At 61.2% G+C, this 24,368-nt stretch carries 24 protein-coding genes; 9 read left to right on the top strand and 15 right to left on the bottom strand.

Features of this window, described 5'->3' with window-relative positions:
• Positions 1-3 precede the first annotated feature (3 nt).
• A complete protein-coding gene (locus K529_RS01245) occupies positions 4-1,416 on the top strand; it encodes a PepSY-associated TM helix domain-containing protein (protein WP_046002740.1) in 1,413 nt (470 codons plus the stop codon).
• Between the two features lie 46 nt (positions 1,417-1,462).
• On the opposite strand, the gene K529_RS01240 is transcribed toward K529_RS01245, so the two are convergent.
• A complete protein-coding gene (locus K529_RS01240; RefSeq protein WP_009177046.1) occupies positions 1,463-2,194 on the bottom strand; it encodes an SDR family NAD(P)-dependent oxidoreductase in 732 nt (243 codons plus the stop codon).
• 171 nt (positions 2,195-2,365) lie between these two features.
• Here K529_RS01240 and argB point away from each other — a divergent pair, with 171 nt between their 5' ends.
• From argB to K529_RS01220, 4 genes are all read left to right on the top strand, one after another.
• A complete protein-coding gene (gene argB, locus K529_RS01235; protein ID WP_046002741.1) occupies positions 2,366-3,226 on the top strand; it encodes an acetylglutamate kinase in 861 nt (286 codons plus the stop codon).
• A 70-nt stretch (positions 3,227-3,296) separates the two neighbouring features.
• Positions 3,297-3,992, top strand: a complete 696-nt coding sequence (locus tag K529_RS01230) for a hypothetical protein (RefSeq protein ID WP_005665575.1) — start codon at positions 3,297-3,299, stop codon at positions 3,990-3,992.
• Positions 3,989-4,486, top strand: coding sequence for a SixA phosphatase family protein (locus K529_RS01225; RefSeq protein WP_005633197.1), 498 nt, complete (start codon positions 3,989-3,991; stop codon positions 4,484-4,486). Before K529_RS01230 ends, K529_RS01225 begins: the two co-directional genes overlap by 4 nt.
• Before the next feature lie 216 nt (positions 4,487-4,702).
• The gene (locus K529_RS01220; protein ID WP_005633194.1) at positions 4,703-5,128 is read left to right on the top strand and encodes a GNAT family N-acetyltransferase; all 426 of its coding nucleotides are present in this window, start codon (positions 4,703-4,705) and stop codon (positions 5,126-5,128) included.
• 236 nt (positions 5,129-5,364) lie between these two features.
• On the opposite strand, the gene K529_RS01215 is transcribed toward K529_RS01220, so the two are convergent.
• The 8 genes from K529_RS01215 to crcB form a co-directional block, all read right to left on the bottom strand.
• The gene (locus K529_RS01215; RefSeq protein WP_040642922.1) at positions 5,365-6,156 is read right to left on the bottom strand and encodes an amino acid ABC transporter ATP-binding protein; all 792 of its coding nucleotides are present in this window, start codon (positions 6,154-6,156) and stop codon (positions 5,365-5,367) included.
• A gap of 12 nt (positions 6,157-6,168) precedes the next feature.
• Positions 6,169-7,497: an amino acid ABC transporter permease gene (locus K529_RS01210; RefSeq protein ID WP_005633190.1), complete on the bottom strand. Its 1,329-nt coding sequence runs from the start codon at positions 7,495-7,497 to the stop codon at positions 6,169-6,171.
• A gap of 1 nt (position 7,498) precedes the next feature.
• Positions 7,499-8,767 (bottom strand): amino acid ABC transporter permease, encoded by a 1,269-nt coding sequence (locus K529_RS01205; protein ID WP_005633188.1) that lies wholly within the window; start codon positions 8,765-8,767, stop codon positions 7,499-7,501.
• A gap of 139 nt (positions 8,768-8,906) precedes the next feature.
• Positions 8,907-9,923: an amino acid ABC transporter substrate-binding protein gene (locus K529_RS01200; protein ID WP_039982887.1), complete on the bottom strand. Its 1,017-nt coding sequence runs from the start codon at positions 9,921-9,923 to the stop codon at positions 8,907-8,909.
• A 310-nt stretch (positions 9,924-10,233) separates the two neighbouring features.
• Positions 10,234-10,938, bottom strand: coding sequence for an ATP12 family chaperone protein (locus tag K529_RS01195; protein WP_046002742.1), 705 nt, complete (start codon positions 10,936-10,938; stop codon positions 10,234-10,236).
• A 42-nt stretch (positions 10,939-10,980) separates the two neighbouring features.
• Positions 10,981-11,649: an HAD-IA family hydrolase gene (locus tag K529_RS01190; RefSeq protein ID WP_046002743.1), complete on the bottom strand. Its 669-nt coding sequence runs from the start codon at positions 11,647-11,649 to the stop codon at positions 10,981-10,983.
• A complete protein-coding gene (locus tag K529_RS01185) occupies positions 11,646-12,692 on the bottom strand; it encodes an RluA family pseudouridine synthase (protein WP_046002744.1) in 1,047 nt (348 codons plus the stop codon). The genes K529_RS01190 and K529_RS01185 overlap by 4 nt, the downstream gene beginning before the upstream one ends.
• Entirely contained in the window at positions 12,689-13,069 is a 381-nt protein-coding gene (crcB, locus tag K529_RS01180; protein ID WP_009176317.1) for a fluoride efflux transporter CrcB, read from the bottom strand. Before crcB ends, K529_RS01185 begins: the two co-directional genes overlap by 4 nt.
• Positions 13,070-13,236: 167 nt before the next feature.
• On the opposite strand from crcB, the gene K529_RS01175 reads away from it, so the two are divergent.
• The gene (locus K529_RS01175; protein WP_080929631.1) at positions 13,237-14,631 is read left to right on the top strand and encodes a multicopper oxidase family protein; all 1,395 of its coding nucleotides are present in this window, start codon (positions 13,237-13,239) and stop codon (positions 14,629-14,631) included.
• Positions 14,632-14,698: 67 nt separating this feature from the next.
• Here the strand turns inward: K529_RS01175 and K529_RS01170 are convergent, their stop codons facing one another.
• From K529_RS01170 to K529_RS01160, 3 genes are all read right to left on the bottom strand, one after another.
• Complete coding sequence (locus tag K529_RS01170; protein ID WP_046002746.1) at positions 14,699-16,030, bottom strand: replication-associated recombination protein A; 1,332 nt, start codon at positions 16,028-16,030, stop codon at positions 14,699-14,701.
• Between the two features lie 3 nt (positions 16,031-16,033).
• Positions 16,034-17,431, bottom strand: a complete 1,398-nt coding sequence (locus K529_RS01165; protein WP_046002747.1) for a trypsin-like peptidase domain-containing protein — start codon at positions 17,429-17,431, stop codon at positions 16,034-16,036.
• Between the two features lie 181 nt (positions 17,432-17,612).
• Positions 17,613-18,707, bottom strand: a complete 1,095-nt coding sequence (locus K529_RS01160; protein ID WP_046002748.1) for a 3-deoxy-7-phosphoheptulonate synthase — start codon at positions 18,705-18,707, stop codon at positions 17,613-17,615.
• A gap of 356 nt (positions 18,708-19,063) precedes the next feature.
• On the opposite strand from K529_RS01160, the gene K529_RS01155 reads away from it, so the two are divergent.
• Positions 19,064-20,461: an MATE family efflux transporter gene (locus tag K529_RS01155; protein WP_046002750.1), complete on the top strand. Its 1,398-nt coding sequence runs from the start codon at positions 19,064-19,066 to the stop codon at positions 20,459-20,461.
• Here K529_RS01155 and K529_RS01150 read toward each other — a convergent pair.
• On the bottom strand, positions 20,448-21,101 hold the full coding sequence (locus K529_RS01150; protein WP_005621793.1) for a YitT family protein: 654 nt from the start codon (positions 21,099-21,101) through the stop codon (positions 20,448-20,450). The two genes, K529_RS01155 and K529_RS01150, sit on opposite strands and share 14 nt — an antisense overlap.
• Before the next feature lie 151 nt (positions 21,102-21,252).
• Here K529_RS01150 and K529_RS01145 point away from each other — a divergent pair, with 151 nt between their 5' ends.
• Positions 21,253-22,152, top strand: coding sequence for an NAD-dependent epimerase/dehydratase family protein (locus tag K529_RS01145; RefSeq protein WP_005621795.1), 900 nt, complete (start codon positions 21,253-21,255; stop codon positions 22,150-22,152).
• Positions 22,153-22,207: 55 nt separating this feature from the next.
• The gene (locus K529_RS01140; protein WP_005621798.1) at positions 22,208-22,546 is read left to right on the top strand and encodes a zinc ribbon domain-containing protein YjdM; all 339 of its coding nucleotides are present in this window, start codon (positions 22,208-22,210) and stop codon (positions 22,544-22,546) included.
• A gap of 184 nt (positions 22,547-22,730) precedes the next feature.
• Here the strand turns inward: K529_RS01140 and rplQ are convergent, their stop codons facing one another.
• Positions 22,731-23,156, bottom strand: coding sequence for a 50S ribosomal protein L17 (gene rplQ, locus K529_RS01135; protein ID WP_005621801.1), 426 nt, complete (start codon positions 23,154-23,156; stop codon positions 22,731-22,733).
• Between the two features lie 183 nt (positions 23,157-23,339).
• Positions 23,340-24,356, bottom strand: a complete 1,017-nt coding sequence (locus K529_RS01130; protein WP_005621805.1) for a DNA-directed RNA polymerase subunit alpha — start codon at positions 24,354-24,356, stop codon at positions 23,340-23,342.
• Between the last annotated feature and the right edge of the window lie 12 nt (positions 24,357-24,368).

The raw sequence follows: 24,368 nt of genomic DNA, 5'->3' as shown, positions 1-24,368 counted from the left end.
ACAATGGCACTCAGCCAAACCGCTGGCGCGGATAGCCGTCCCGCCACCCCGAATCTGTCGCAAAAATTCTACTTCGCCGCATGGCGCTGGCATTTCTATGCGGGCCTCTACGTCATTCCATTTCTCATCATGCTGGCCGTCACCGGCCTTGCGATGATGTATATTTCGATCTTTGACGGGCGCGATGGTGAATATGTCGCCGTGCCCGTCGGCGCATTGGTGCAGCCCATCGAGGCCCAGACCCAAGCGGCCGTGGACGCCATTCCCGGCGCCACGCGTGTTGAATGGATCGGCCCCAAGGCCGCAGATCGCGCCGCCGTGGTGCGTGTCGCCACCGAGGGCGGCATGCGTATGGTCGCCGTTGATCCCTACACCGCCGAGGTTGTGGAGACATGGGACCGCCGCGCGGGCTGGTATGACTTCCTCTCTGACATTCACGGCACATTGCTGATCGGCAACACCGGTGATCGCCTCATCGAGATCGCCGCAGGTCTCGCCATCGTTCTGGTGCTCACCGGACTTTATCTGTGGTGGCCCCGTGGCGACTGGACCTCTGCCTTTGTGCCGCGCCTGCGCGCCAAGGGCCGCGCCCTGTGGAAGAGCCTTCATGCGGTGATCGGCGTCTATATCTCGCTCATTCTGGTGGTGTTTCTGGTGTCCGGCCTGTCCTGGGCCGGGATCTGGGGCGAGCGTTTTGTGCAGGCCTGGTCCACCTTCCCGGCGCAGAAATGGGAGGCCGTGCCGCTCTCGGACAGCACCCACGCGGACCACATGAACCACGGCGCCATGAAGGACACGCCTTGGGCACTGGAGCAGACCCCGATGCCCGAATCCGGCTCTGACGCCGGGATCACGGGCCTGCCCGAAGGCAGTGCTGTGACCGGTGACAGCATCTACGCGCTGGCGCGCACGCTGGGCTACGAGGGCCGTTTTCGCATCGTGTTTCCCGGTAATGACACCGGCGTCTACACGATCAACCAGGACAGCATGAGCAACGACAGCGCCTGCCCGACGTGCGACCGCACCGTCCATGTCGATCAGTTCACCGGCAAGATCCTCGCCGATGTGAAATTCTCCGACTACTCACTGGCCGGGAAGTCCATGGCGGTGGGCATTGCCTTTCACGAGGGCGACATGGGGCTTTGGAACATCGTGCTGAACACGGTGTTCTGCCTCTCGGTGATCTTCGTCTGTGTGTCGGGCGTGGTGATGTGGCTCAAACGGCGCCCCTCGCGCGCAGGCCGTCTTGCCGCGCCGCCAGTGCCGCAGGATCTGCCGTTCTGGAAAGGCGCTGTGCTAATCGGGCTCTTCGCCTCATTGGCCTTCCCGCTAGTGGGTCTGACGCTCTTGGCGGTGCTGGCACTGGATGTGCTGATCCTGTCGAACCTGCCCCGCCTCAAGCGCGTGGTCAGCTGACCTTCGGCCCGGCTTTGCGCGCAAGGCCGGGCCAATCCCGCTCCGCTCAGACGTGTTGCGCGCCGTTCACCTCGATCTCGGTGCCGGAAATATAGCTGCTCTGTTCGGAGCACAGGAAATAGATCGCATCCGCCACCTCAGAGGGCTGACCCAGCCGGCGCAGCGGCAGTTTTTCCACAATCTTGTCAGTGCCCGGGCTGAGGATCGAGGTCTCCACCTCACCCGGCGCAATCGCATTGACCCGCACGCCCATCGGCCCGAAGTCATGCGCCATCTCTCGCGTCAGCGCCGCCAAAGCCGCCTTGGAGGTCGCGTAGGCCGCGCCCGCAAAAGGATGCACCCGGCTGCCCGCAATCGAGGTCACATTGACCACCGCGCCCTTGGCGGCCGCCAGTTCCTCCCGCAGGCCCCGCGCCAGCACCACGGAGGCAAAGAAATTGACGTGAAACACCTTGGCCCAGTCCATCAGATCGGTGTTGAGCGTGCTCAGACGCTCCCCTTCTGGTCCCTTGGGCGAGATCCCGGCGTTGTTCACCAGCGCATCCAGCTTGCCGTCCTCCAACCGTTCCTGAATGATGCCAACCGCGTTGATGGTATCCGAAGGGTCCGACAGATCCAGCTGCACATGGTTTTCCTCGCCCCCACCCCAGGGGCATTCCTTTGGGAAAGGCTGGCGCGAACAGGTAATCACCCGCCAGCCCTCGGCATTGAACCGGCGCACGGTGGCATGACCGATGCCCCGGCTGGCTCCGGTCAAAAGCAGGGTTTTACGACGCATGGGATGTCCTCTCGCGGGTGATGCTGCGCCTGCAACAGTAGCACTCGGCGCGGCAACGGCAATGGGATGCGTGGCTGTCAGGCCAGATCATCCTTGGCAGGGGCTGCGGAAATGCGTAACACCTCAGTGACACCCCGCTCCGGTGCGCCGGGGCCTCAGGACCTGACAGCGATGAAGACCCGAGACATGAACCGCGACTGGATTGCCACTGCTGAAACCCTCTCAAGCGCCCTGCCCTACCTGCAGCGCTATGACGACGCCATTGTGGTGATCAAACTTGGCGGGCACGCCATGGGCAGCGACGAGGGCATGGAGAGCTTTGCCCGTGATGTGGTACTCTTGCGTCAGGTGGGGGTAAACCCGGTGATCGTGCATGGCGGCGGGCCGATGATTAATTCGCTGCTCGATAAATTGCAGATCAAATCCGAATTTGTGAACGGCAAGCGTGTGACCGATGCGGCCACCATGGAAGTGGTGGAGATGGTGCTCTCCGGCATGGTCAACAAACGCATCGTGCAGGCGATCAACGCCCAAGGCGGCAAGGGGATTGGCCTCTCGGGCAAGGACGCTAACCTGATCACCTGCGAGATGACAGATCCGGCGCTTGGCTTTGTTGGCACCCCCTCAGAGGTGAATGCCGATATGCTGAAGAACCTCTTTGAAAAAGAATTCATTCCCGTGATCGCCCCTATCGGTGCGGGCCGCGCGGGCGAGACATTCAACATCAACGGCGACACCGCCGCCGGTGCCGTCGCCGCCGCGCTCAAGGCCGACCGGCTTTTGCTGCTGACGGATGTGGCGGGTGTCAAAAATGCCGAGGGCGTGGTGGTCACCGAACTCAAGGCCGCCGATGTCGAGGCCATGACCGCTGCAGGCGTGATTGCAGGCGGTATGATCCCCAAGACCGAGACCGCGCTGACAGCCGTTCGCGGCGGCGTGCGCGCTTGCACCATCGTCGATGGCCGCGTGCCCAATGCAGTGCTGCTTGAACTGTTCACCGATCACGGCGCAGGCTCGATGATCCGCAGCTGATCGCACAGATCACGAAGGTCGCATCACGCAGCGACTTGCCAGCACGCCCGGTTCGGGCTTTGCTGGCGCTATGGTCGCAAATGATCCCCACGCACTGACCGATGACCGCTATGGGCAGCTTGATGCTGCCCTCGTGCCTTATGGTCTGATGATTTACGGCGGCATTCACCCTAGACGTGTGCCCGTCCCCGAATACGACAGCGGCACACTGATCCTCATCGGCACCGCTCCGGCGTTTTGGGACCGCTTCCGCGCAGCACCAGAGGGACGCGACCAAGCCCCCGATCCGGTTGATCGCTATTCCCTGCGCGTGCTCAGCTCCATCGCTCGCAAGCACCAAGCGCAGGCTGCGAAATTCCCCTTTGATGGTCCCCCCTACGCGCCATTTATCGCTTGGGCGCTGGCCTCTGGGCGCGCTTTCACATCTCCGTCGCAGATGCTGGTGCATGATGAGGTTGGCATGCTGATTTCCTACCGCGGAGCACTCCACTTTGACGAGACTTTCACGATCCCACCACCCAAATACCAACACTCCCCCTGCAAGACCTGCGCGACGCGACCTTGCCTCTCTGCCTGTCCCGTACACGCTTTGGTTGACGAAGGCCCCTATAAGCTGGCAGCCTGTCACGACCACCTCGACACAGCACAGGGGGCGGAGTGCATGGCATCGGGCTGTATCGCGCGCCGAGCCTGCCCGCTCAGTGACGGTGCCGGGCGCCCGCCTGCGCAAACTGCCCACCACATGAGATATTTTCACCGCCCATGACCTGCACCCTGTATCTGACCCGCCATGCCAAATCCGCCTGGAACACCGACGCCCCCAGTGACCACGCACGCCCCTTGAACAAACGCGGCCGCCGCTCTGCCGCAGCCTTGGGCGCGTGGGTGCGCGAGCAGGAAGTCCAGCCCCTGCAAGTTCTGTCGTCGTCGTCGCAACGCACCCGTGAAACCTATGACCTGATGGAGCTTACCGCACCGGCAAGTTTTACGGAGCGGCTCTATCACGCGACGCCCGAAATCATCCACGATGTGCTGCACGAGGCAACACAGCCGCAGGTGCTTTTGCTCGGTCACAATCCCGGCCTGATGGAATTTGCCCATGAGATCGTGAAACACCCTCCGCCCCATTCGCGGTTCGACGACTACCCGACAGGGGCCACACTGATCGTGGAGTTCGACATTGCGCATTGGGCCGAGATGCAGCCTGCCAGCGGCAAGGTGATCGACTTCGTGGTCCCGCGCGAGCTTTTGGGCGAATAATCCTTCTGTTCTGAGTAGTTGCATGGCCCCGAAGCGCAGGTTATCAAAGGCCACCGACATAGGAGTTTTGATGTCCCGTTGATGCCGGTGCCAAAGCACCAGTACCGCAAGAACCAAAAACGCGAAGGCAACCCATCCGGCTGCCGCTTTTAGCTTGCGCAATAAAAACATCAAATTCGTCGCCTACAGGCGACCCTAAACGGGATACCCCTGACAATGATCAAACCCTATTCTCCGTCGGACAAACCGGCGGTTCTCCATATCTGGCGTGAGGCCAGCGCCATCGCGCATCCCTTCCTGAGCGCGGCCTTGGTCGCACAGGCCGAAGCCATGATCCGAGACCAGTTTCTCGACCTCGCGGAAACCTGGATGATTGACGCAGATGACACGCCCGCAGGCTTTATCGCCCTGCTCGGCAATGAAGTCGGCGGCCTTTTTGTACTGCCCTCGCATCAGGGCAAAGGGTACGGGCGCGCGCTGCTGGATCACGCGCTGCACACCCGCGCGGAACTGGAACTCTGCGTCTTCGCGGCCAACCACCGGGCACGCGGTTTCTACAAGGCCTATGGTTTTCAGGCCGGAGAAGAACGGCTCAACGCCTTCTTCGGCCAACATGAAATCGTGATGCATCTTTCACGCTAACAACACGCAAACGGGCGGGGGAGCACTCCCGCCCGTCTCCATCGCATTGAAATGCGCGTTCGCCCGTTGGGCCGGGCGCGCCGCTGACGCGGCGCGATCCCGCTCTGCCTTCAGCTTTTTGAAAATATCTCGGGGGTCGGGCCCGCAGGGCTCGAAAGGGGGCAGCGCCCCCTCATATCCAAAACAGGCGAAAAGGCCGGGCAGCGCCCGGCCTTTTCTCAATTTAACAACAGATCTCAGTGACCGAGGATCTGGCTGAGGAACAGCTTGGTACGTTCGCTCTGCGGGTTGTTGAAGAACTCTTCCGGCTCGTTCTGCTCCACGATCTGACCGGCATCCATAAAGATCACCCGGTTCGCCACCTGACGGGCAAAGCCCATCTCATGCGTCACACAGAGCATGGTCATGCCTTCTTCGGCGAGCTCGATCATGGTGTCGAGCACCTCCTTGATCATCTCCGGATCCAGCGCCGAGGTCGGCTCGTCAAACAGCATGATCCGCGGCATCATGCACAAGCTCCGTGCAATCGCCACCCGCTGCTGCTGACCGCCCGAGAGCTGGCCGGGGTATTTGTCGGCCTGCTCGGGGATCTTCACTTTTTCCAGGAAATGCATCGCGCGCTCTTCGGCCTCTTTTCTGGGCGTCTTGCGCACCCAGATCGGGGCCAGCGTGCAGTTTTCCAGAATGGTCAGATGCGGGAACAGGTTGAAGTGCTGAAACACCATACCAACCTCGGAGCGGATCTTGTCGATGTTCTTGAGATCATTCGACAGTTCAGTACCATCCACCAGGATCTTGCCCGCCTGATGCTCTTCGAGCGCATTGAGACAGCGGATCAGGGTGGATTTGCCGGAGCCCGAAGGCCCCGCGATGACGATACGTTCGCCTTGGTTCACCGTCAGGTTGATGTCGCGCAGCACGTGAAACGCGCCGTACCACTTGTTCATATCGGTGATCTGGATGGCGACCTCATCCGAGACTTTCATCTTGGAGCGGTCGATTTCTCGGTCGAGAGCAAGTTCAGACATATGTTGAACTCCTTAACGATGGCCAGTCTGGAGTTTGCGCTCCAGATACATGGAATAGCGGGACATGCCGAAGCAGAAGACGAAGAACAGCAGCGCGATGAAGCCGTAAAGCTCCCACACAAGACCATTCCAGTCCGCATCAGCACGGATGGCGTTTGTCAGGTTCAGCGGGTCGAACAGACCGATGACCGACACCAGTGTGGTGTCCTTGAAAACGCCGATGAAGGTGGAGACGATGCCCGGAATGGAGATCTTCAACGCCTGCGGCATGATGATCAGCCGCTGCGCCTGCCAGTAGTTGAGGCCAAGACTGTCGGCCCCCTCATACTGACCTTTTGGCAGCGCCGCGAGACCGCCCCGGATCACCTCGGCCATATAGGCGGAGGCAAAGAGCGTCACCATGATGAAGACCCGCATGATGATGTCAAAGTTGGTCCCCGGCGGCATAAAGATATTCAAAAGCGTCGAGGCCACGAACAACAGTGTGATCAACGGCACACCGCGGATGAACTCGATAAAGCCCACGCAGAGCGTTTTGACGATCAACAGGTCCGACTGACGTCCCAGTGCCAACACGATCCCGATCGGCAGCGATAGGCCGATGGCCACAACGCCGATGGTGATCGACAGCATAAAGCCCCCGAACTGACGCGATTCCACCGTTTCCAGTGCCAGTGGGACCACAGAGGCCAGCGCCGATGAAAACAGCGAGGCGACAAACAGCCACCACACAAATGCAGCGACAACACCGACGATCAGGCCGACCAGCTCCGATGCGCTCTGAGCGAGCGCCTTATAGACCACGTAGCCCAGCACAAACCCAAGTGCAGCAGACACCGGTGTCCACACGGTGCCACCCCACAACAGCCAAGGCATCAGGAACGGGTAAACTGCGGTGAAGTAGATCAGCTTGGCCGGAACCTTGTCGGAAAACAGCACCGGCGCCAGCGCGACGAACAGCAACACAAAGGCCAGAACCGGACGCCAGCGCAGGTCAGCCGTCCCTTCCTCGTACCCATTGGGGTAAAAGCCAAACAGCAGCTGTGGCCAGCGTTCGGCAATCACGCCCCAGCACGCCCCGGCATTGTGGCCGCTGCGCCCCAGCTGTTCAAAGATCTCGCGGCACTCTGGCAGCGAAGTCGCCGACCATGTCGGCACCCACGCCCAACCGATCAATCCGATCAGGAGTTTGATCACGATGTACAGTGACACCACGGTCAGGATCGAATTGAACCAACCGGAGAACAGATTGGCGCGTGCCCATCCCACCACGCCAACTTCGCTGGCTGGCGGATCTTTGGGTGGCAGCATCTCCGTGCGAACGAAAGAAATGTCACTCATATTACCGCTCCACCAGTTTGACGCGATTGTTGTACCAGTTCATGGCGCTGGAAATCAGCAGGCTGATCGTGAGGTACACGAGCATACCCAAGAGAACGGTTTCCAACTCCCGTCCGGTCTGGTTCATGGTGATCCCCATCAATGTCCCGGTCAGATCCATGTAGCCCACGGCAATGGCGAGCGAGGAGTTCTTCGTCAGGTTCAGATAGTTGGAGATCAGCGGCGGAATGATAACGCGCAACGCCTGCGGCAGAACCACGAGGTTCATGATCCGCTTGGGGCGCAGACCAAGGGCCGCAGCCGCTTCTGTCTGACCTTTGGAGATTGCGAGGATACCAGAGCGCACGATCTCGGCGATGAAGGCCGCCGTATAGAGCGACAAGGCCAACCACAGCGCAATCAAGGAGTTGCGCAGATGGGTCCCGCCCGAAAAGTTGAACCCTTTCAATTCCGGGTAACCAAGGTGGAAGCCAAGCACCAACATCAAGAGCGCGGATGGCACGATCACAACCGCTGCGCGGATGTGCCAGATCGTTGGCCGCCGCCCAGTGGATTCCTGCAGCGCGTCAGCCCATTTGCGAATGCGCATGGAAGCATAGAGGCTGCCGCCAAGCACGATCAAAAAGGCCATCAGATCAAGCGAGACATCAAAGCGCAGCGCTGAATCGCCAAACACATGGATGTTGCCAAGCGAGTTGTGAAACAGCGGCTCTGGCACATAGACACCGCGATTGGTCACGGCAACGCTGTCAAAGACGCTCATCGTGGCTTCGGGAGTGTCCCCCCTAAAGGCGCGAGGCGCAGGCAGTGTCTCGATCAGGATCGCCATGATGAAGACGATCCACAAGAGCACCGGCACGTTGCGGAACATCTCGACGTAGATGGTCATCAAACGGGCGACAAGCCAGTTCGACGACAGGCGCAAGACGCCGATGATCACGCCAAGGATGGTTGCAGTGATACAGCCAAGAACGGCCACAACCAGCGTGTTCAGCAGACCAATCAACGACGCCCGCATGTGGCTGTCTTGATTGTCATAATCCAGAAGTCGCTGGTTGATGTCATAGCCCGCTGGCTCTGACAGGAAGCTAAAGCTGGGTTCTTTACCCAGATCCGTGAGGTTGTGAACGGTGTTGCTGATGATTGATCCGATAAGGATCATAAACCCGATCATGGCAACCACCTGAATGGTCGCGGAGCGATAGCGGGTGTCGTAAATCAGCATCGACAGCCGAAAACTCTCTTTCGGCGGGTCAGTCAAAGTCGACATATATAGGGATCCCCGAGGCCTGCAGTTCCAATCCTCCCGGCGAGGTTCATCCTCACTCTGTGACTGGCCGCAGATTTCGTTATTCTTTACTGGGAAGAAGGGCGCGAGGAGAACCTCACGCCCTTTCCGGTTTCAAAACTTAACGGAACGGCGGTGCGTAAAGCAGGCCACCATCGGTCCACTGGGCGTTCAGGCCACGGGCCAGACCGACCGGAGTGTCCTCACCAATGGTCTTGGCAAAGATCTCACCGTAGTTACCACCAGCGGCCAGCGCTTTTTGGGCCCAGTCAGCGTCCAGACCGAGCATCTCGCCGAGGTTGCCCTCGGAGCCCAGCAGACGGTTGATTTCCGGGTTGTCGGTGCCAGCTGCTTTTTCGGACATGTTCGCGGAGGTGATGCCCAGCTCTTCAGCTGCGACCAGCGCGTTCAGGGTCCAGCGCACCACGTCGCCCCACTCGTTGTCGCCGTGACGGACCAGCGGGCCGAGCGGCTCTTTGGAGATGATCTCCGGCAGGATCACGTGGTTGGACGGATCGTCAAAGGTCGCGCGGGTTGCCGCCAGACCGGATGCGTCGGTGGTGTAGACGTCGCAAGCACCCGCGAGATACTGCTGGCGCGCTTCTGCGTTGGTCTCGATCGGAACCGGCTCATAGGAGATGTTGTTGGCACGGAAGAAGTCCGCAAGGTTCAGCTCGGTGGTGGTACCGGTCTGAATACATACGGTCGCGCCGTCCAGTTCCTTGGCCGAGGACACGCCCAACTCTTTGGGGATCATGAAGCCCTGACCATCGTAGTAGTTCACGCCGATGAATTCGAACTTCAGGTCAACGTCGCGGCTGAAGGTCCAAGTGGTGTTACGGGCCAGCACGTCAACCTCGCCAGAGGCCAGTGCGGTGAAGCGGGTCTTGCCGGTGGTCGGCACGTATTCGACCTTGCTCGGGTCACCAAGGACGGCTGCTGCCACAGCGCGGCAGACCGCGATGTCAAAGCCTTCCCACTCACCGTTGGCGTTCGGCGCAGAAAAGCCGACCAGACCGGTGGAGACCCCGCAGTTCAGTTTGTCGCGTGCCTTGACGTCGTCCAGCGTGCCGGCTGCTGCAGCACCGGCTGCGAGACCGGCCACGGTCAGCGCGCCAAAGAATACGGAATTGTTCATGTTTACCTCTTCCTGACTATCCACCTGAGTTGGTGGTTCTTTATCACCCACCCCGTCACGGTGCGGGCTGTTTGAAGCGAGGTTGGCCCCGCTTTCGTGGCCGAGTTTGGGCGGATTCATCAACGTACGTCAAGGGCAGTATCACCGAAATCAATGGGCTTTTCGCCTTGATCGGCTTGAGCTTGGTATTTTTTGGGCAATGGATTTGCGAATCTTCGACCCCCTGATTCGACAAACGGCGCCCCGATTGGGACGCCGCATTGATGGGCCGCCAACCGCTGGCGACGAGCATGAATCACTCAGCCTGCGCTCAGACCCGCGCGTAAAAACCCGCAGCGTGTTCAAACGCCTGTTTTTTCTGGGCTTCAATAGCTTGCGCCTCGTCGTCCGGGCCCCAAAGTTCCTCTTGCCAGCGCTCATCAATGCGCGAAATTTCCCAGATCTCATCCAAGGAACGCCAGTTCGCAGCCGTTGCGAACCCAAGGATCAAGGAGCCGGTCAACCCCACCAGATCGTGAAACGCCGCGAGCTGAAACGGTGTCATTTGATGCACCCGCTTGCGCAGCACCTCCAGTGCAGCCCCGTCTTGCGGCGCATGCAGGATGCCGGCGCGTGGCAGCAGGCGTGCGCCCAGCGCAGCCTCGGCCCAATCCAGCGCCGCATCCCAGGATTCGCTCTGACGGGCAACCAGCCCCTCGGGGCTTTCGGCACGGTAACACAACAGATCGCTGTCGCCATATTCCGCCAGCATATCGGCAACCTCGGCGAACTGTACCGCCACCTTGTCGATCGCCGCATTGGCCGACCGTGTGTTGGGCATCGACAACGGGTCGATCTGGTCTTCCTGTGCGTCCCACTCGGCGGCAATCGCCTCAGCCAGCGCCCGTGTCGGCACCACCAGCGCGGTTTTTGCCGGTGTTTTTACGCGCCGCCCGTCCAGCGCCACGGCAAAGCCCGCGCCGTCTTCCTCGACGCTCACCTCTTTCCAGAATCGCTTCTGTTTCCATTCACTCATCTCGGTCAGTCCTTCTTCGTCTCGGGCGTGGTCGCGGCAGGGTCAGTCCGGCCAGATCCGGCGCAACAGATCCGGCAGCGCGGCAAACTCCGCCAGCATGTGATCCGCCCCCAGATGCGCAGCCGCATGGTAGCCCCAATCCACGCCGATGGTCGTCACCCCGGCGGCGCGGCCCATGTCCATGTCAAATGTGGTGTCGCCAATCATCACCGTGTCGGCAGGCGGGATGCCCGTCTCCGACATCGCGGTCAGGACCATCGACGGATGCGGCTTGGAGGGGTGGTGATCGGCCACCTGACGGGTGACGAACATTCCCAGATCATGCCCCTCGATCAGCGCGTCCAATCCGCGCTGGGATTTGCCGGTGGCCACACCGAGGATGTACTCCGGCACCGCATGCAGCGCGTCCAGCGCCTCGCGGGCTCCGGGATAAAGCGGCGAATGCGCCGCCCCTTTGTGTAAACGCTCTGCCTGAAAGGCGCGTTTGTAGCCCTCAACGAGCGCGTCCTGAACCTGCGCGGACTGATCCGCCGCCAAACGCGTCATCGCCTGCGGCAGCGACAGCCCCACGATGGACAGGATCGCCGCGCGTGAGGGGGGCACCAATCCCGCCCCCGCAAAGGCCTCATTCATGCAAGACACAATCGTCCCCTGACTGTCCACCAGAGTCCCGTCCACATCAAACAGAATGAGCTTCAGCGCAGAGGTCAAAACAGCGTCTCAAAGGGATCGTCGGCGGCCAGATCCTCGGTCCAGCCAAAGGTGTCCCAGCTCTCTTTCATATGATCCGGCAGCGCGGCGGTCACCGTCACCACTTTGCCAGTGACGGGGTGTTCGAACTGCAAACGGCGCGCGTGCAGGTGCAGTTTCTTCGAGATCAGACCGCCAATTTGCGCGCCCCAGCCATCGCCGAGGTTCTCCTGACCGGAACCGCCATATTTGCCATCGCCAATGATCGGATGCCCCATGCCCGCCATATGCGCGCGCAGTTGGTGGGTGCGGCCCGTCACAGGCTCCATCGCAACCCAGCTCGCACGGCTCGCAACGCGGTAAAGCGTGGCATAATAGGTATGTGCGCGCTTGGCTCCGGGCGTGGCATCCACATCGCGCGGATCAACGGGGATCATCTTTTCGCCCTCGCCGGATTTGCCGTGCCCGGGTGCCTTCACCAACCCGGTCTTGATCTCGCCAAGGTAGGGCGTCGGCACGCCTGCGACCAAGGCCCAGTAGATCTTGCGGGTGTTCTTGTGGCGAAAGGCTGCGGTCAGCCCCTGCGCCGCTTTGCGGTTGCGCGCCAGCACCAGCAGACCGGAGGTGTCCTTGTCGAGACGATGCACCAGCCGCGGCTTGTCCTCAGCGTCAAAGCGCAGTGCCTCAGAGAGGCCATCTACATGTTTGGTGGTGCCAGAGCCGCCCTGCACCGCCAGCCCCGCCGGTTTATTGATCACCAGAACATCGTCGTCCTTATAGACCACGCAATCGCGAATCATCTTGGCGTCGGCATCCGAGATCTTCACCGGGCGCGCCTCGGCCAGTTTCATGTCGCTCTCGGCCAGTGGCGGCACCCGCACCACCTGTCCGGCCTCAACACGGGTGTTGGCCTTCACACGGCCCCCGTCCAGACGCAGCTCGCCCTTGCGGCACATCTTCTCGATGCGGCCCTGGTTTACATGCGGGAAAAGCCGCCGCAACCAGCGGTCGATCCGCTGGCCGCCGTCGTCTTCGGTGACGGTGATCATCTGCACGCCGCTCATGTCAGCACTCCTCTGGCCGCCATCATGCCAAGGGCAAGGGCTGCAATAGACAGGCCTGCGGAGAGGCCAATATAAAGCGCGGCCTGCCCGTAGGCCCCGCGCTCAAACAAGGTAACCGCTTCCAGCGAGAAGGCCGAAAACGTGGTGAAACCGCCCAGAACACCGGTCATCACAAAGGGCGACAGATGCGTCAGCCCCTTATGCGCCGCCAGCACCACAAAGGCGCCCATCAGAGCAGAGCCAAGGATATTCACCCCCAGCACCCCCAGCGGAAACGAGGTCGGCCCGAGCATGCGCAGCACGCCCACCCCCACGAGGTAGCGACAGCTTGCCCCAATCGCGCCGCCCAGCGCCACATTCAACACGGTTATCAACATGCCCGCTCCCTTCGCGCGAGGCGCGCTGGATGTCAAGTTTTGCGGCCCAATCGCGCCCCATGGCCGCTCTGCACCAGACGCAGACCGGGCCGTTCACAACTGCGTCAGCTTCCAGTGGGTGGAAGTCTTGTTCCCGACGGCTCGCTGGTTAGGCTCAGGCAAACGATATGAAAGCCCATCTTATGCGCCTCAGCCGACGTCACGCCCTGCAAGGGCTCACCGCCTTCGCTACGCTCCCCGCCCTGCCCCGCATGGCCCGCGCCACGGCCCATCGCCTGACGCTTGCACCGGCATCACAGCAGATCGCCCCGCCGAACTACCCGGTCACGGATCTGTGGTGCGTCAACGGCACCATGCCGGGCGAGACCCTGCGCCTGAAACAGGGCGCACGGTTGGTGGCCGAGGTCGAAAACCGCCTGCCACAGCCCACCAGCCTCCATTGGCACGGCATCCGCATCGAAAACGCCATGGACGGGGTGCCCGGCGTCACGCAGGAGCCGATCCAGCCCGGTGAAACCTTCACCTATGATTTCGCCCTGCCCGATGCGGGCAGCTATTGGTATCACTCTCACGCGCAATCGGTGGAACAGGTCGAACGCGGCCTGCAAGGCGTGTTGATCGTCGAGGAACCAGATGCGCCGGATGTGGATCAGGACCTGCCGCTGGTGATCGACGACCTGCGTGTCACGGCTGAGGCCGCGGTCGATACCGCGTTCAATGCCCCGCATGACCTCTCGCACGCGGGCCGCATGGGCAATGTGCTCTTGTGCAACGGCAAGATGGTGGCGGACCACCCCGTCAAAACCGGCGACCGCCTGCGCCTGCGCCTCATCAACAGCGCCAATGCGCGTATCTTCACCCTCGGGCTACAGGGGCTTGAGGGCTGGGTGATGGCCTATGACGGCATGCCACTGGCCACGCCGATGCCGCTGCCGGATCAGCTAGTCCTTGCCCCCGCCCAGCGCATCGACCTCTTTGTCGACGTGACTGCCAAGGCTGGCGAGGACGCATTTCTCGTCCAGTTTGAGCGCGATGGCGGCTATGAGCTGGCCCGCTTTCCGGTGTCATCCGGCACCCGCACCCGCCGCGCCGCGCCCGCTGCACTACCGCCCAACCCCGACTTTCCCATCGATCTGAACTCGGCCCGCAGCGTCGATCTGATCACCGAAGGCGGCGCGATGGCGTGGCTGCAAAGCGCCACATTCAAAGGCGAAAACCTCACCGGCCAGGACCTCGCGCAATTGGGCCAGTTCTGGTCCTTCAACGGCACCGCAGGCCGCCCGATTGACCCGCTGATCACCGCAAGCCGAGGCGAAACCATCCGCATCCGCATGGTCAACGACACCCAGTTCCCACATGCCATGCATCTGCACGGGATGCATTTTTCCGAGGTCCTGCCAGATGGCACCCTCGGTCCGTTGCGCGACACGCTGTTGATGCTGCGCGGAGAGACCCGCGAGATCGCCTTTCAGGCCCATAACCCCGGCGACTGGCTGTTTCACTGTCATATGCTGTCGCATCACGCTGCGGGCATGGGCACATGGGTGCGGGTGACAGCCTGACGCCCTTGTTCTTCTAACCGCAAATATCCCCGCCGGAGGCCTTCAGGTTTTGCCCGCCAAACCTGAATTACTCTCCCTGGCGCTGAATCCGCTTCTTGGCAAAGAACTCCGTGCGCTTGCGCAACTCGCGCTCAAACCCGCGTTCCACCGGCTGATAGAGCACAGGTCGTTTCACCCCGTCGGGAAAGTAATTTTGCCCCGAAAACCCATCCTCAGCGTTGTGGTCGTAGTCATAGCCTTTGCCATAGCCCTGCTCTTCCATCAGCTTGGTCGGCGCATTCAGAATATGTTTGGGCGGCGGCTCTGACCCCGTCTCCTTGGCCAGACGCCGCGCCGCCTTATAGGCCATGTAGCCCGCGTTGGTCTTGGGCGCGAGCGCGAGGTAAATCACCGCCTGCGCCAGCGCCAACTCCCCCTCGGGCGAGCCAAGCCGCTCATAGGCTTCCCAGGCTTGCAGGCAGATCGCCTGCGCCTGCGGGTCGGCCAGCGCGATATCCTCCACCGCCATCCGGGTCAGACGCCGGGCGAGATACTTGGGATCTTCACCGCCCTCCAGCATCCGCGCAAACCAATAAAGCGCCGCATCCGGGTCGGAGCCACGCACCGATTTATGCAGCGCCGAGATGAGGTTATAGTGCTCATCGCCGGATTTGTCGTATTTCGCCGCCCGCCGCATCAGCCGCGTCGCCAGCGCCTCCCGGCCCAGGGGCTGATCCACCTTCCAGGCCGCGACCTGCTCGATCAGATTTAAGAGCGCCCGCCCGTCGCCATCGGCCATCTGATGCAGCGCATCGCGCGCCTCCGGCAACAGCGGCAGCTTGCGCTCCAGCGCCTGTTCCGCGCGCTGCGTCAGCCGCTCCAGATCCGCAAGGCTCAGGCGTTCCAGCACCAAAACCTGCGAGCGCGACAACACGGCGGCATTGAGCTCGAAACTCGGGTTTTCCGTCGTGGCCCCGACCAGAAGAATTGTGCCATCCTCCATATGCGGCAGGAACCCGTCCTGCTGCGCCTTGTTGAAACGGTGGATCTCGTCCACAAACAGCAGCGTGCCCTGCCCATTCTGGCGACGGATCTTAGCGGCCTCAAACACTTTCTTCAGATCCGGCACGCCGGTGAAAATGGCCGAGATCTGCACAAAATGCAGATCGGTTTCCTGCGCCAACAGCCGCGCGATGGTGGTCTTGCCCACCCCCGGTGGCCCCCAGAAAATGAGCGAAGAGAGGCTCCCGGAGGCCAGCATCACCCCCAAAGGCGCCTCTTCGCCCAAGACCTGCTCCTGCCCGATCACCTCGGCAAGCGTGCGGGGCCGCAACCGGTCCGCGAGCGGGCGCGGCGCGTCATTGGCCCCGCCGTGATCGCGCTGAGCGCCCGCATCCCCGCTGTCAAACAGATCCGCCATTGCTCAGAGCCGGAACCGCAGCGACACGCGCTGGCCCTGTCGCAACAGATCCAGCCGCATCCAGCGGCCACTGTTCATCAGAAGGTTCGCCACATCCTCGGGCGCTGTGATCTCCTCGCCATTGATGGCCAGCAGCAAATCCCCCGCGCGCACGCCGCCGCGCCCGGCATAGGGGCCGGGGTCCATCACCACCACCCCTTCGGTCGACAGCGGCAGCTGCATCTTGGTGATGACCTGCGGGTTCACCTGCCCCACCACCAGCCCCGGCATCGGGGTCTGTTCGTTCAGCGTGATCGGATCAGCAGCCGGAGAGTTGGGCGCTTCCATCAGCGCGACCTCAACGGTCTCGGTTTCGCCCTGACGCACCCGTGTCACCGCACTGGTGCCGCCCAGTTCCGCCACCGACAGACGAAAGGCCATCTCGGAAGGCGAGTTCACCGGCTCGCCGTCCACGGCCAGCACCACATCGCCCACCTCAAAACCCGCCTCGACAAAGGGGCTCTGCGGATGCAACTCGGAGATCAGCATGCCGTCCACCTGGCCCAGACCCAGCGCCTCGGCCAGATCGGAATCCACCGGCTGGCCCGTCATCCCCGCCCACGGGCGCTGAAATTCGCCTTCGCCCTCACGCGCCTGACGCACAAATTCGCGCACCAGATTGGCCGGGATGGCAAAGCCAATACCATTGGAGCCGCCCGAGCGGCTGAGGATACGGGTGTTGATGCCAATGAGATCGCCATTCACATCAATCAGCGCCCCACCAGAGTTGCCCGGATTGATCGGCGCGTCGGTCTGGATGTAATAGCCAAACCCCTGCCCGCCGCCGGTGCCCGTGCGCGCAAGGCCCGAGATAATGCCCGAGGACACCGTCTGCCCCACCCCAAAGGGGTTGCCGATGGCCAGGGTCAGCTCGCCCACCTCGACCTCGTCACTGTTGCGCAGGCCAAGGAACGGCAAGCCTTCGGCGTCTTTCAACTGCAGGATCGCCAGATCGGATGCCTGATCCGCAAGGATCACCTCGGCCTGATACTCGCGCCGGTCATTGGTCACCACGCGGATATCGGATGCCTCTCCGACCACGTGATAGTTTGAGACCACGATGCCATCGTCGGACAGGATCACGCCAGATCCGAGCGAGTTCTGCACCCTTGGGCGCGGCTGGGCAAACTGGCGAAAGAAATCATCAAAGAACGGATCATCGGCAAAGGGGCTGCGGGCACGGTTCTGCCGGATGATCTTGGCGTAAATATTCACAACCGCCGGTGCGGCCTCTTTGACCAGTGGCGCAAAACCCAGTGAAATCTCGGTCTGGCTCTGCGGTACTTTGGTCTCTGCCTGCGCCGCAAGCGGCAAGCTGGTCACCAGAGCGAGGGTCAGGGGAAGGGCAAGACTGCGGATCATGGGGCCTCCGGACATATTATTTCGGTTCTGATGATATGCGGAGGCGGACAGGTGATTGCAAGCATGTGCAGAAAAACCGGGATTTAAGGGGCGCTGCCCCTCCTGACCTGCGGTCAGTTCACCCCGGGATATTTTTGGTTAGAAGATGAAGGGGGCGGATTTGCGCCGCCCCCGGCTCCGGTCAGCCTGCAAGGCGCGCGCCAAGGGCGCGGCGGCTGTCCACGGCCTGTGCCAGTTTGCGCAGCTGGGTTTCGGTTTCCTCCCAGCCGATGCAGCCGTCGGTGATCGACTGACCGTAGGTGAGGGTCGACAGATCGCCGCCCGAGGGCAGGTCCTGGCGGCCGTGTTTGAGGTGGCTCTCGATCATGATGCCGGTGATGCGGGTTTCGCCCTGCACCATCTGATCGGCCACATCCGCAAGCACCTCGGGCTGTTTGGCCGGGTCTTTGGCGGAATTGGCGTGGCTTGCGTCGATCATCACCTGCGGGCGGATGCCGTCGGCCGCGGCCTTTTGGCAGGCGGCATCAATGCTGGCCGCGTCATAGTTGGTACCACCGCCGCCGCGCAGGATGATATGGCAATCGGGGTTGCCCGCCGTGGCGGCAATCGCCGCAAGGCCCGAGGGCGCCAGAGCCATGAAATGATGCGGCGTTGCGGCAGAGCGCACCGCATCGATGGCGATCTGCACATTGCCGCGGGTGCCGTTCTTGAACCCCACCGGGCAGCTCAGGCCTGAGGCCATCTCGCGGTGGATCTGGCTCTCGGTGGTGCGGGCGCCAATCGCGGCCCAGCTGACCAGATCGCTGATGTATTGCGGCACCGCCGCATCGAGGAATTCGGTCCCCACCGGCAGGCCCATCTCGCTCAGTTCGAGGCAGAGTTTGCGGGCAATCGACAAGCCCTTGTTGATGCGGAAGGAACCATCGAGGTTGGGGTCGTTGATCAGCCCCTTCCAGCCCGCGATGGTGCGGGGTTTTTCAAAGTAGACCCGCATCACAATCTCTAGCTGGTCGCCCAGCTCGGCGCGCAGAGGGGCGAGGCGGCGGGCGTAGTCCAGTGCGGCCTCGGGGTCGTGGATAGAACAGGGGCCAACCACCACGACCAGCCGGTCGTCCGCGCCATGCAGGATCTTCTGAATGCTGGCGCGTGCAGACAGGACGGTCTCGCGCGCGGCATCGGTCAGCGGGTGTTTCACCGCAAGGGCTTCGGGGCAGATCAATTCCTGCATATCGGTAATCCGGAGGTCATTTGTCGGGGTCGCAGAGAGCGTTGTCATCGGGGCTTTCCTTTGGCGGGTGCCCCGTTTGGACCTCTGGACAACAAAAAACCGCCCTTGGTCCCGGGGCGGTTTGGTGCGGTATTCTGATGTTTCTGTCAGTTCAATTCAGAAACGCGAAGACCCTCCGTCCGCCATGTGGCGCGGATAAAAGTAATACCAGAACTGGGCGAACTGTTGGGTCATGCGCCGGACGCTAGCGGAGATTCGCGCGCCTGTCGATCCCCAAAAATTGCCATGATTTCATCAAAGGCACCGGGAGGAACACGGACGGGAAAGGGTTTGTACCTGCGCGCCGTGTGACTAGATAGGACCAGCGGATGCTCCGCAAAGACCCAGATGACGGAGATCCGCACATGCAACAGGCCAAGTTTCTCAAGGGCAATTTGCTGCGCCATATCACGGTGATGTCGCTCACCTCCTCGGTGGGGTTGATGGCGGTGTTTGCGGTGGATTTCATCGACATGGTCTTTATCGCCATGCTCGGTAAAGAAGAGCTGGCGGCCGCCGTGGGTTATGCCGGTGCGATCCTGTTTTTCACCACCTCATTCAACATCGGGATTGCCATTGCGGCAGGCGCGTTGGTGGCGCGGGCCCTCGGCGCGGGGGATCACGTACTGGCGCGGCAGCAGGCCTCTAACGCCTTGATATGGGGCGGAGTTTTCTCGGCGCTCTTTGCCGTGGTGATCTGGATCTACCTCTCGCCGCTGGTGTCGCTCCTTGGGGCCAGCGGGCGGGCGCATGATCTGGCGGTGGACTATCTGCAAATCATCGTGCCGACCTTGCCACTGCTGTTGATGGGGATGGCGGGCGGGGCAATCCTGCGCGCCCATGGCGATGCGCGCCGCGCCATGATGGCCACCATTGCCGGGGGGCTGGTCAATGCGGTCTTGGACCCGATCCTGATCTTTGGCCTTAATATGGAACTGACCGGCGCGGCCCTTGCCAGTGCGGCCTCGCGCGTGGCGGTTGCGGTCTTTGCCTTGGGGCCGATCTTTCGCCACCACGGCGGGTTGGAGCGCCCGCCGCTGTCGCTGTTTATCGCCGGGCTTGCGCCGATCTTTGCGATTTCCTTTCCGGCGATTCTCACGCAGCTGGCCACCCCGGTCGGACAGGCCTTTGTCACTCGCGCCATGGCGGAGTTTGGTGAGGATGCGGTGGCGGGCATGGCGATTATCGCCCGGATGTCGCCGCTGGCCTTTGGCACCATCTTTGCGCTGTCGGGTGCCGTGGGGCCGATTGTCGGACAGAACTACGGCGCGGGGAATTTTGCCCGTGTGCGGCGCGCGTTTTGGGATGCGCTCCTGTTCACTGGTATCTTTGTGGCGGTGATGACGGCGATCCTGTTTGCCCTGCGCACCCATGTTGCGGCGCTGTTTGACGCCGACGGCACCGCGCTCACGCTGATCTATCTGTTTTGCGGCCCGCTCGCACTGGCGTTCTTCTTTAACGGAGCGATCTTTGTGGCCAATGCCAGCTTCAACAACCTTGGCCGCCCGTTCAACTCCACCTGGCTGAACTGGGGACGCAATACCATCGGGACCATCCCGCTGGTGTGGCTCGGCGCGCATTTTTATGGCGCATCCGGCGCATTGATCGGTCAGGCGGTGGGCGGTGTGATCTTTGGCGTCTTTGCGATCTGGCTTGCGCGGCGCGTGATTGCCGAGGTTGAGGCCACAGGTGGCGCTCCCAAAGGCCCCGGCCTGTTCCAGCGTCAGGCGCGACAGATCATCCTTGCGTTCAGTCGGCGCTAGGCTCTTTGGGCGTGGCGCGCCCATAGCCGGGGCGCCCTGTGCCGCTTTGGGCGACGTCAAAATTCCACACGATGCAGAGGTTGGTGAACATCGCGCCAATAAAGGAATAGATCAGCTGTTCGGGTGACAGCACCAGCGCGGCAGCGGCAAAGACACAAGCGTCGACGCCCAGTTGGAACCAGCCAGCCTTGAACCCGGTGCGGTGCTCGATGATGATGCCAAGAATGGTCATGCCACCGGCAGAGGCATTGTGGCGAAAGATCGCGATCAGCCCGGCCCCGCTGCAGGCCCCACCCAAGAGCGCCGCAACGCCGATGTGCAGCGCATCAAAGTTCAGGTAGTGCGGCAGGATCTGCGCCCCGGCAGAGATCCCCAGAACCACCATCACCGTGCGCAGAGCAAAAACCGCGCCGCGTTTGCTCCATGCAAGGATCAGGAACGGAATCCCGATCATAAAAAACAGCGGCCCAAAGCCCAGCGGCAACACATAAGAGAGCAACAGCGCAATCCCCGCCGTCTGCCCGGTCACCAGTCCCGCGGCCTTCAGGAACACCACGCCGAGCGAACACATCAACACGCCAAAGACCAGACCTTGCAGATCAAAGAGGGTCAGGAGGGGTTTGGGCTGTGTTGTGCTCATCAAAGCTGTCCTTACGTTGCTGTGCATTGGTGATAGGGCGCTGCAGCGCAGAAAACAATGTCTGAGGCGCGCGGGAGGTGGATCACGCAAGAGTGCACTGGACCGAAGCTCCGTTAACGCTATCCTCCCGCAAAAATATGAGGAGGACGTCATGCGTATTCTATTCACCGGAGGGTCTGGCAAGGCCGGGCGTCATGTGATTGCCTATTTGCTGGCACGAGGGCATCGGGTGGTCAACGTGGATCTGAAACCGCTGGACCTGCCCGGTGTCGACAACCGCATCGCGGATATTTCGGATGCCGGTCAGATGCACGACGTGATGCATGCTTGGGCGGGCTATGACGAGATGGAGCATCACCGAACCCCGCCCCCCTTTGACGCGGTTGTGCATTTCGCCGCCGTGCCGCGCCTTTTGATGACCTCAGATAATGAATGCTACCGGATCAATACCATCGGCACCTACAATGTGATCGACGCGGCGCTGAAGGCTGGTGTGCGAAAGGTGATCTTTGCCTCCTCCGAGACCACCTATGGCATCTGTTTTGCAGGCGGTGAGCGCAAACCCGAGTATCTGCCCATCGACGAGGACCATCCGGTGGTGCCCGAGGATGCCTATGCCATGTCCAAGGTCGCCAATGAGCACGCCGCACAAAGCTTTCAGCGCCGCACCGGTGCCGATATCTATGGGCTGCGCATCAACAATGTGATCGAGCCGCATGAATACAAGGCGAACTTCCCCGCCTATATGGCCGACCCGGACATGCGGCGGCGCAACATCTTTGCCTATATCGACGCACGGGATCTTGGCCAGATGGTGCAGCGCTGTCTGGAGGTCGACGGCCTTGGCTACGAGATCTTTAACGTGGCCAACAGCGATCACTCAGTGAACCTGACCACCTCCGAAATCATCACCCATTATTATGACGGCATCCCCGCCAAGGAAATGGGAGAGGATGAGACCTTTTATTGTATTGAGAAGGCCGAGCGATTGCTGGGTTTTGCGCCTGAGCACAATTGGCGCATGTATCTTCATGACCCGCGCGAGGCGTAGGCGTCGGGAAACATTTGACTAGGCGCAGGCGGGGCTAGGGAGTAAGGGGATTGTCATGACAGATACCTTGCCCCCCTGCCCCGAATGCGCCTCCGTCTATACATACGCGATGGACGCCCTGTTGGTCTGCCCCGAGTGCGGCCATGAATGGTCTGCTGAGGCCGCCTCAGACGCGCCGGTGGTGCGCGACAGTGTGGGCAATGTTCTGGTGGATGGCGACACGGTGACAGTGATCAAGGACCTGAAGGTCAAAGGGTCCTCTTCTGTGGTCAAAGTCGGGACCAAAGTGCGCGGCATCCGTCTGGTCGACGGTGATCACGATATCGACTGCAAGGTGCCGGGCATCGGGCAGATGGGCCTCAAGAGCCAGTTTGTGAAAAAGGCGGCCGACTAAAATCTCCGCATAATCAGGCCAGCATAATCAAGACAGAGCCCGAGCCTGAGTGAGCACGCAAGCCCCCTCCCGAGGGGAAAATCGGGGATTGTCCGACCTGACGAGACTTCGCCATCGTCCAAACAAAAAACCCCGCCCTGTTTCCAGAGCGGGGGAAGTCAGACGGTCGGATGACCGCGAGATCTTATTCTTCGTCTTCGACGGCTTCGATTTCTGCCAGACGGGCCTTATCGGCTGCGCCTTTTGCGGAAATGTCGCGGTCTACGAATTCGATGATCGCCATAGGCGCCATGTCACCATAACGGAAACCAGCCTTCAGGATGCGGACGTAACCGCCCTGACGATCCTTGTAGCGCGGGCCCAGGACTTCGAACAGTTTCGCGACGTCCTTTTCCTCTTTCAGCTTGGAAGCGGCCTGACGGCGGGCGTGCAGGTCGCCGCGCTTTGCCAGCGTGATCATCTTTTCGATGATCGGACGCAGTTCTTTTGCTTTGGGAAGGGTGGTCTTGATCTGTTCGTGTTCGATTAGCGAGCCAGCCATGTTGGAGAACAGGGCCTTACGGTGCTCGTGAGTACGGTTCAGGCGGCGATAACCACGTGCGTGACGCATTTTCTATATCCTTTAACTTGCGTTTTGCTTTGTCAGGCAGCTGATGCGTGTCGGCTGCTCACCTTGGGGCGGAAGGCCCATTCAGGGTCGAAACGCTCCACTGGAGCCTTTCTCGCCTTCATTCCCCGGCAGGTCCGGGAATTTTGAAGGGGGCCTTAGCCCCCCTCAGATCGAAAGTCCAGCTTAGAAGCTGTCTTCGAATTTCTTGGCCAGCTCTTCGATGTTGTCCGGCGGCCAGTCCTCGACGTCCATACCAAGGTGCAGACCCATGCCAGACAGCACTTCCTTGATCTCGTTCAAGGACTTGCGGCCGAAGTTCGGGGTGCGGAGCATCTCGGCTTCGGTTTTCTGGATCAGATCGCCGATATAGACGATGTTGTCGTTCTTGAGGCAGTTTGCCGAACGCACGGACAGTTCCAGTTCGTCCACTTTCTTGAGCAAAAGCGGGTTGAACTCGAGACCATCGTCCTCGTCCTGACGGCCTGCGGATTCCGGCTCGTCGAAGTTCACGAAGATCGACAGCTGATCCTGCAGGATGCGGGCTGCAAACGCCAGCGCGTCCTCGGGCGTGATGGAGCCGTCGGTGTCAACTTTGAGGGTCAGCTTGTCATAATCCAGCACCTGGCCCTCACGGGTGGGCTGAACGTCGTAGGAGACCTTCTTGACCGGGGAATAGATTGCGTCGATCGGAATAAGACCAATCGGAGCGTCCTCGGGCTTGTTCTTGTCGGCAGAGACATAGCCTTTGCCGGTGTTGACGGTCAGTTCCATGAACAGATCCGCACCATCGTCGAGGTGGCAGATAACGTGCTCGCGGTTCAGAACCTCGATGCCAGCAGTTTCGGCAATGTCGCCTGCGGTGACGACGGCCGGACCTTTGGCATTGATCGACAGGCGCTTGGGCCCTTCGACTTCCATGCGCAGGGAGACCTGCTTGAGGTTCAGGATGATGTCTGTGACGTCTTCACGAACACCGGCCACGGAGGAAAACTCGTGCAGCACGTTGTCGATCTGAACGGATGTGATGGCCGCGCCTTGCAGCGAGCTCATCAGGATGCGGCGCAGTGCGTTGCCGAGCGTCAGACCAAAGCCACGCTCCAGCGGTTCCGCAACGAGCGTTGCCTGACGTGCCGGATCATTGCCCGGTTTCACCTCAAGCTGCGTGGGCTTGATCAATTCTGCCCAATTCTTATGGATCATGCGTTCCCTCCA

This window comes from Tritonibacter mobilis F1926 (assembly GCF_000376545.2).
In the GTDB taxonomy this organism is placed as follows: domain Bacteria; phylum Pseudomonadota; class Alphaproteobacteria; order Rhodobacterales; family Rhodobacteraceae; genus Epibacterium; species Epibacterium mobile.
The sequence above is the reverse complement of the archived record's forward strand: the minus strand, read 5'-3'. Positions and strand labels throughout refer to the sequence as shown.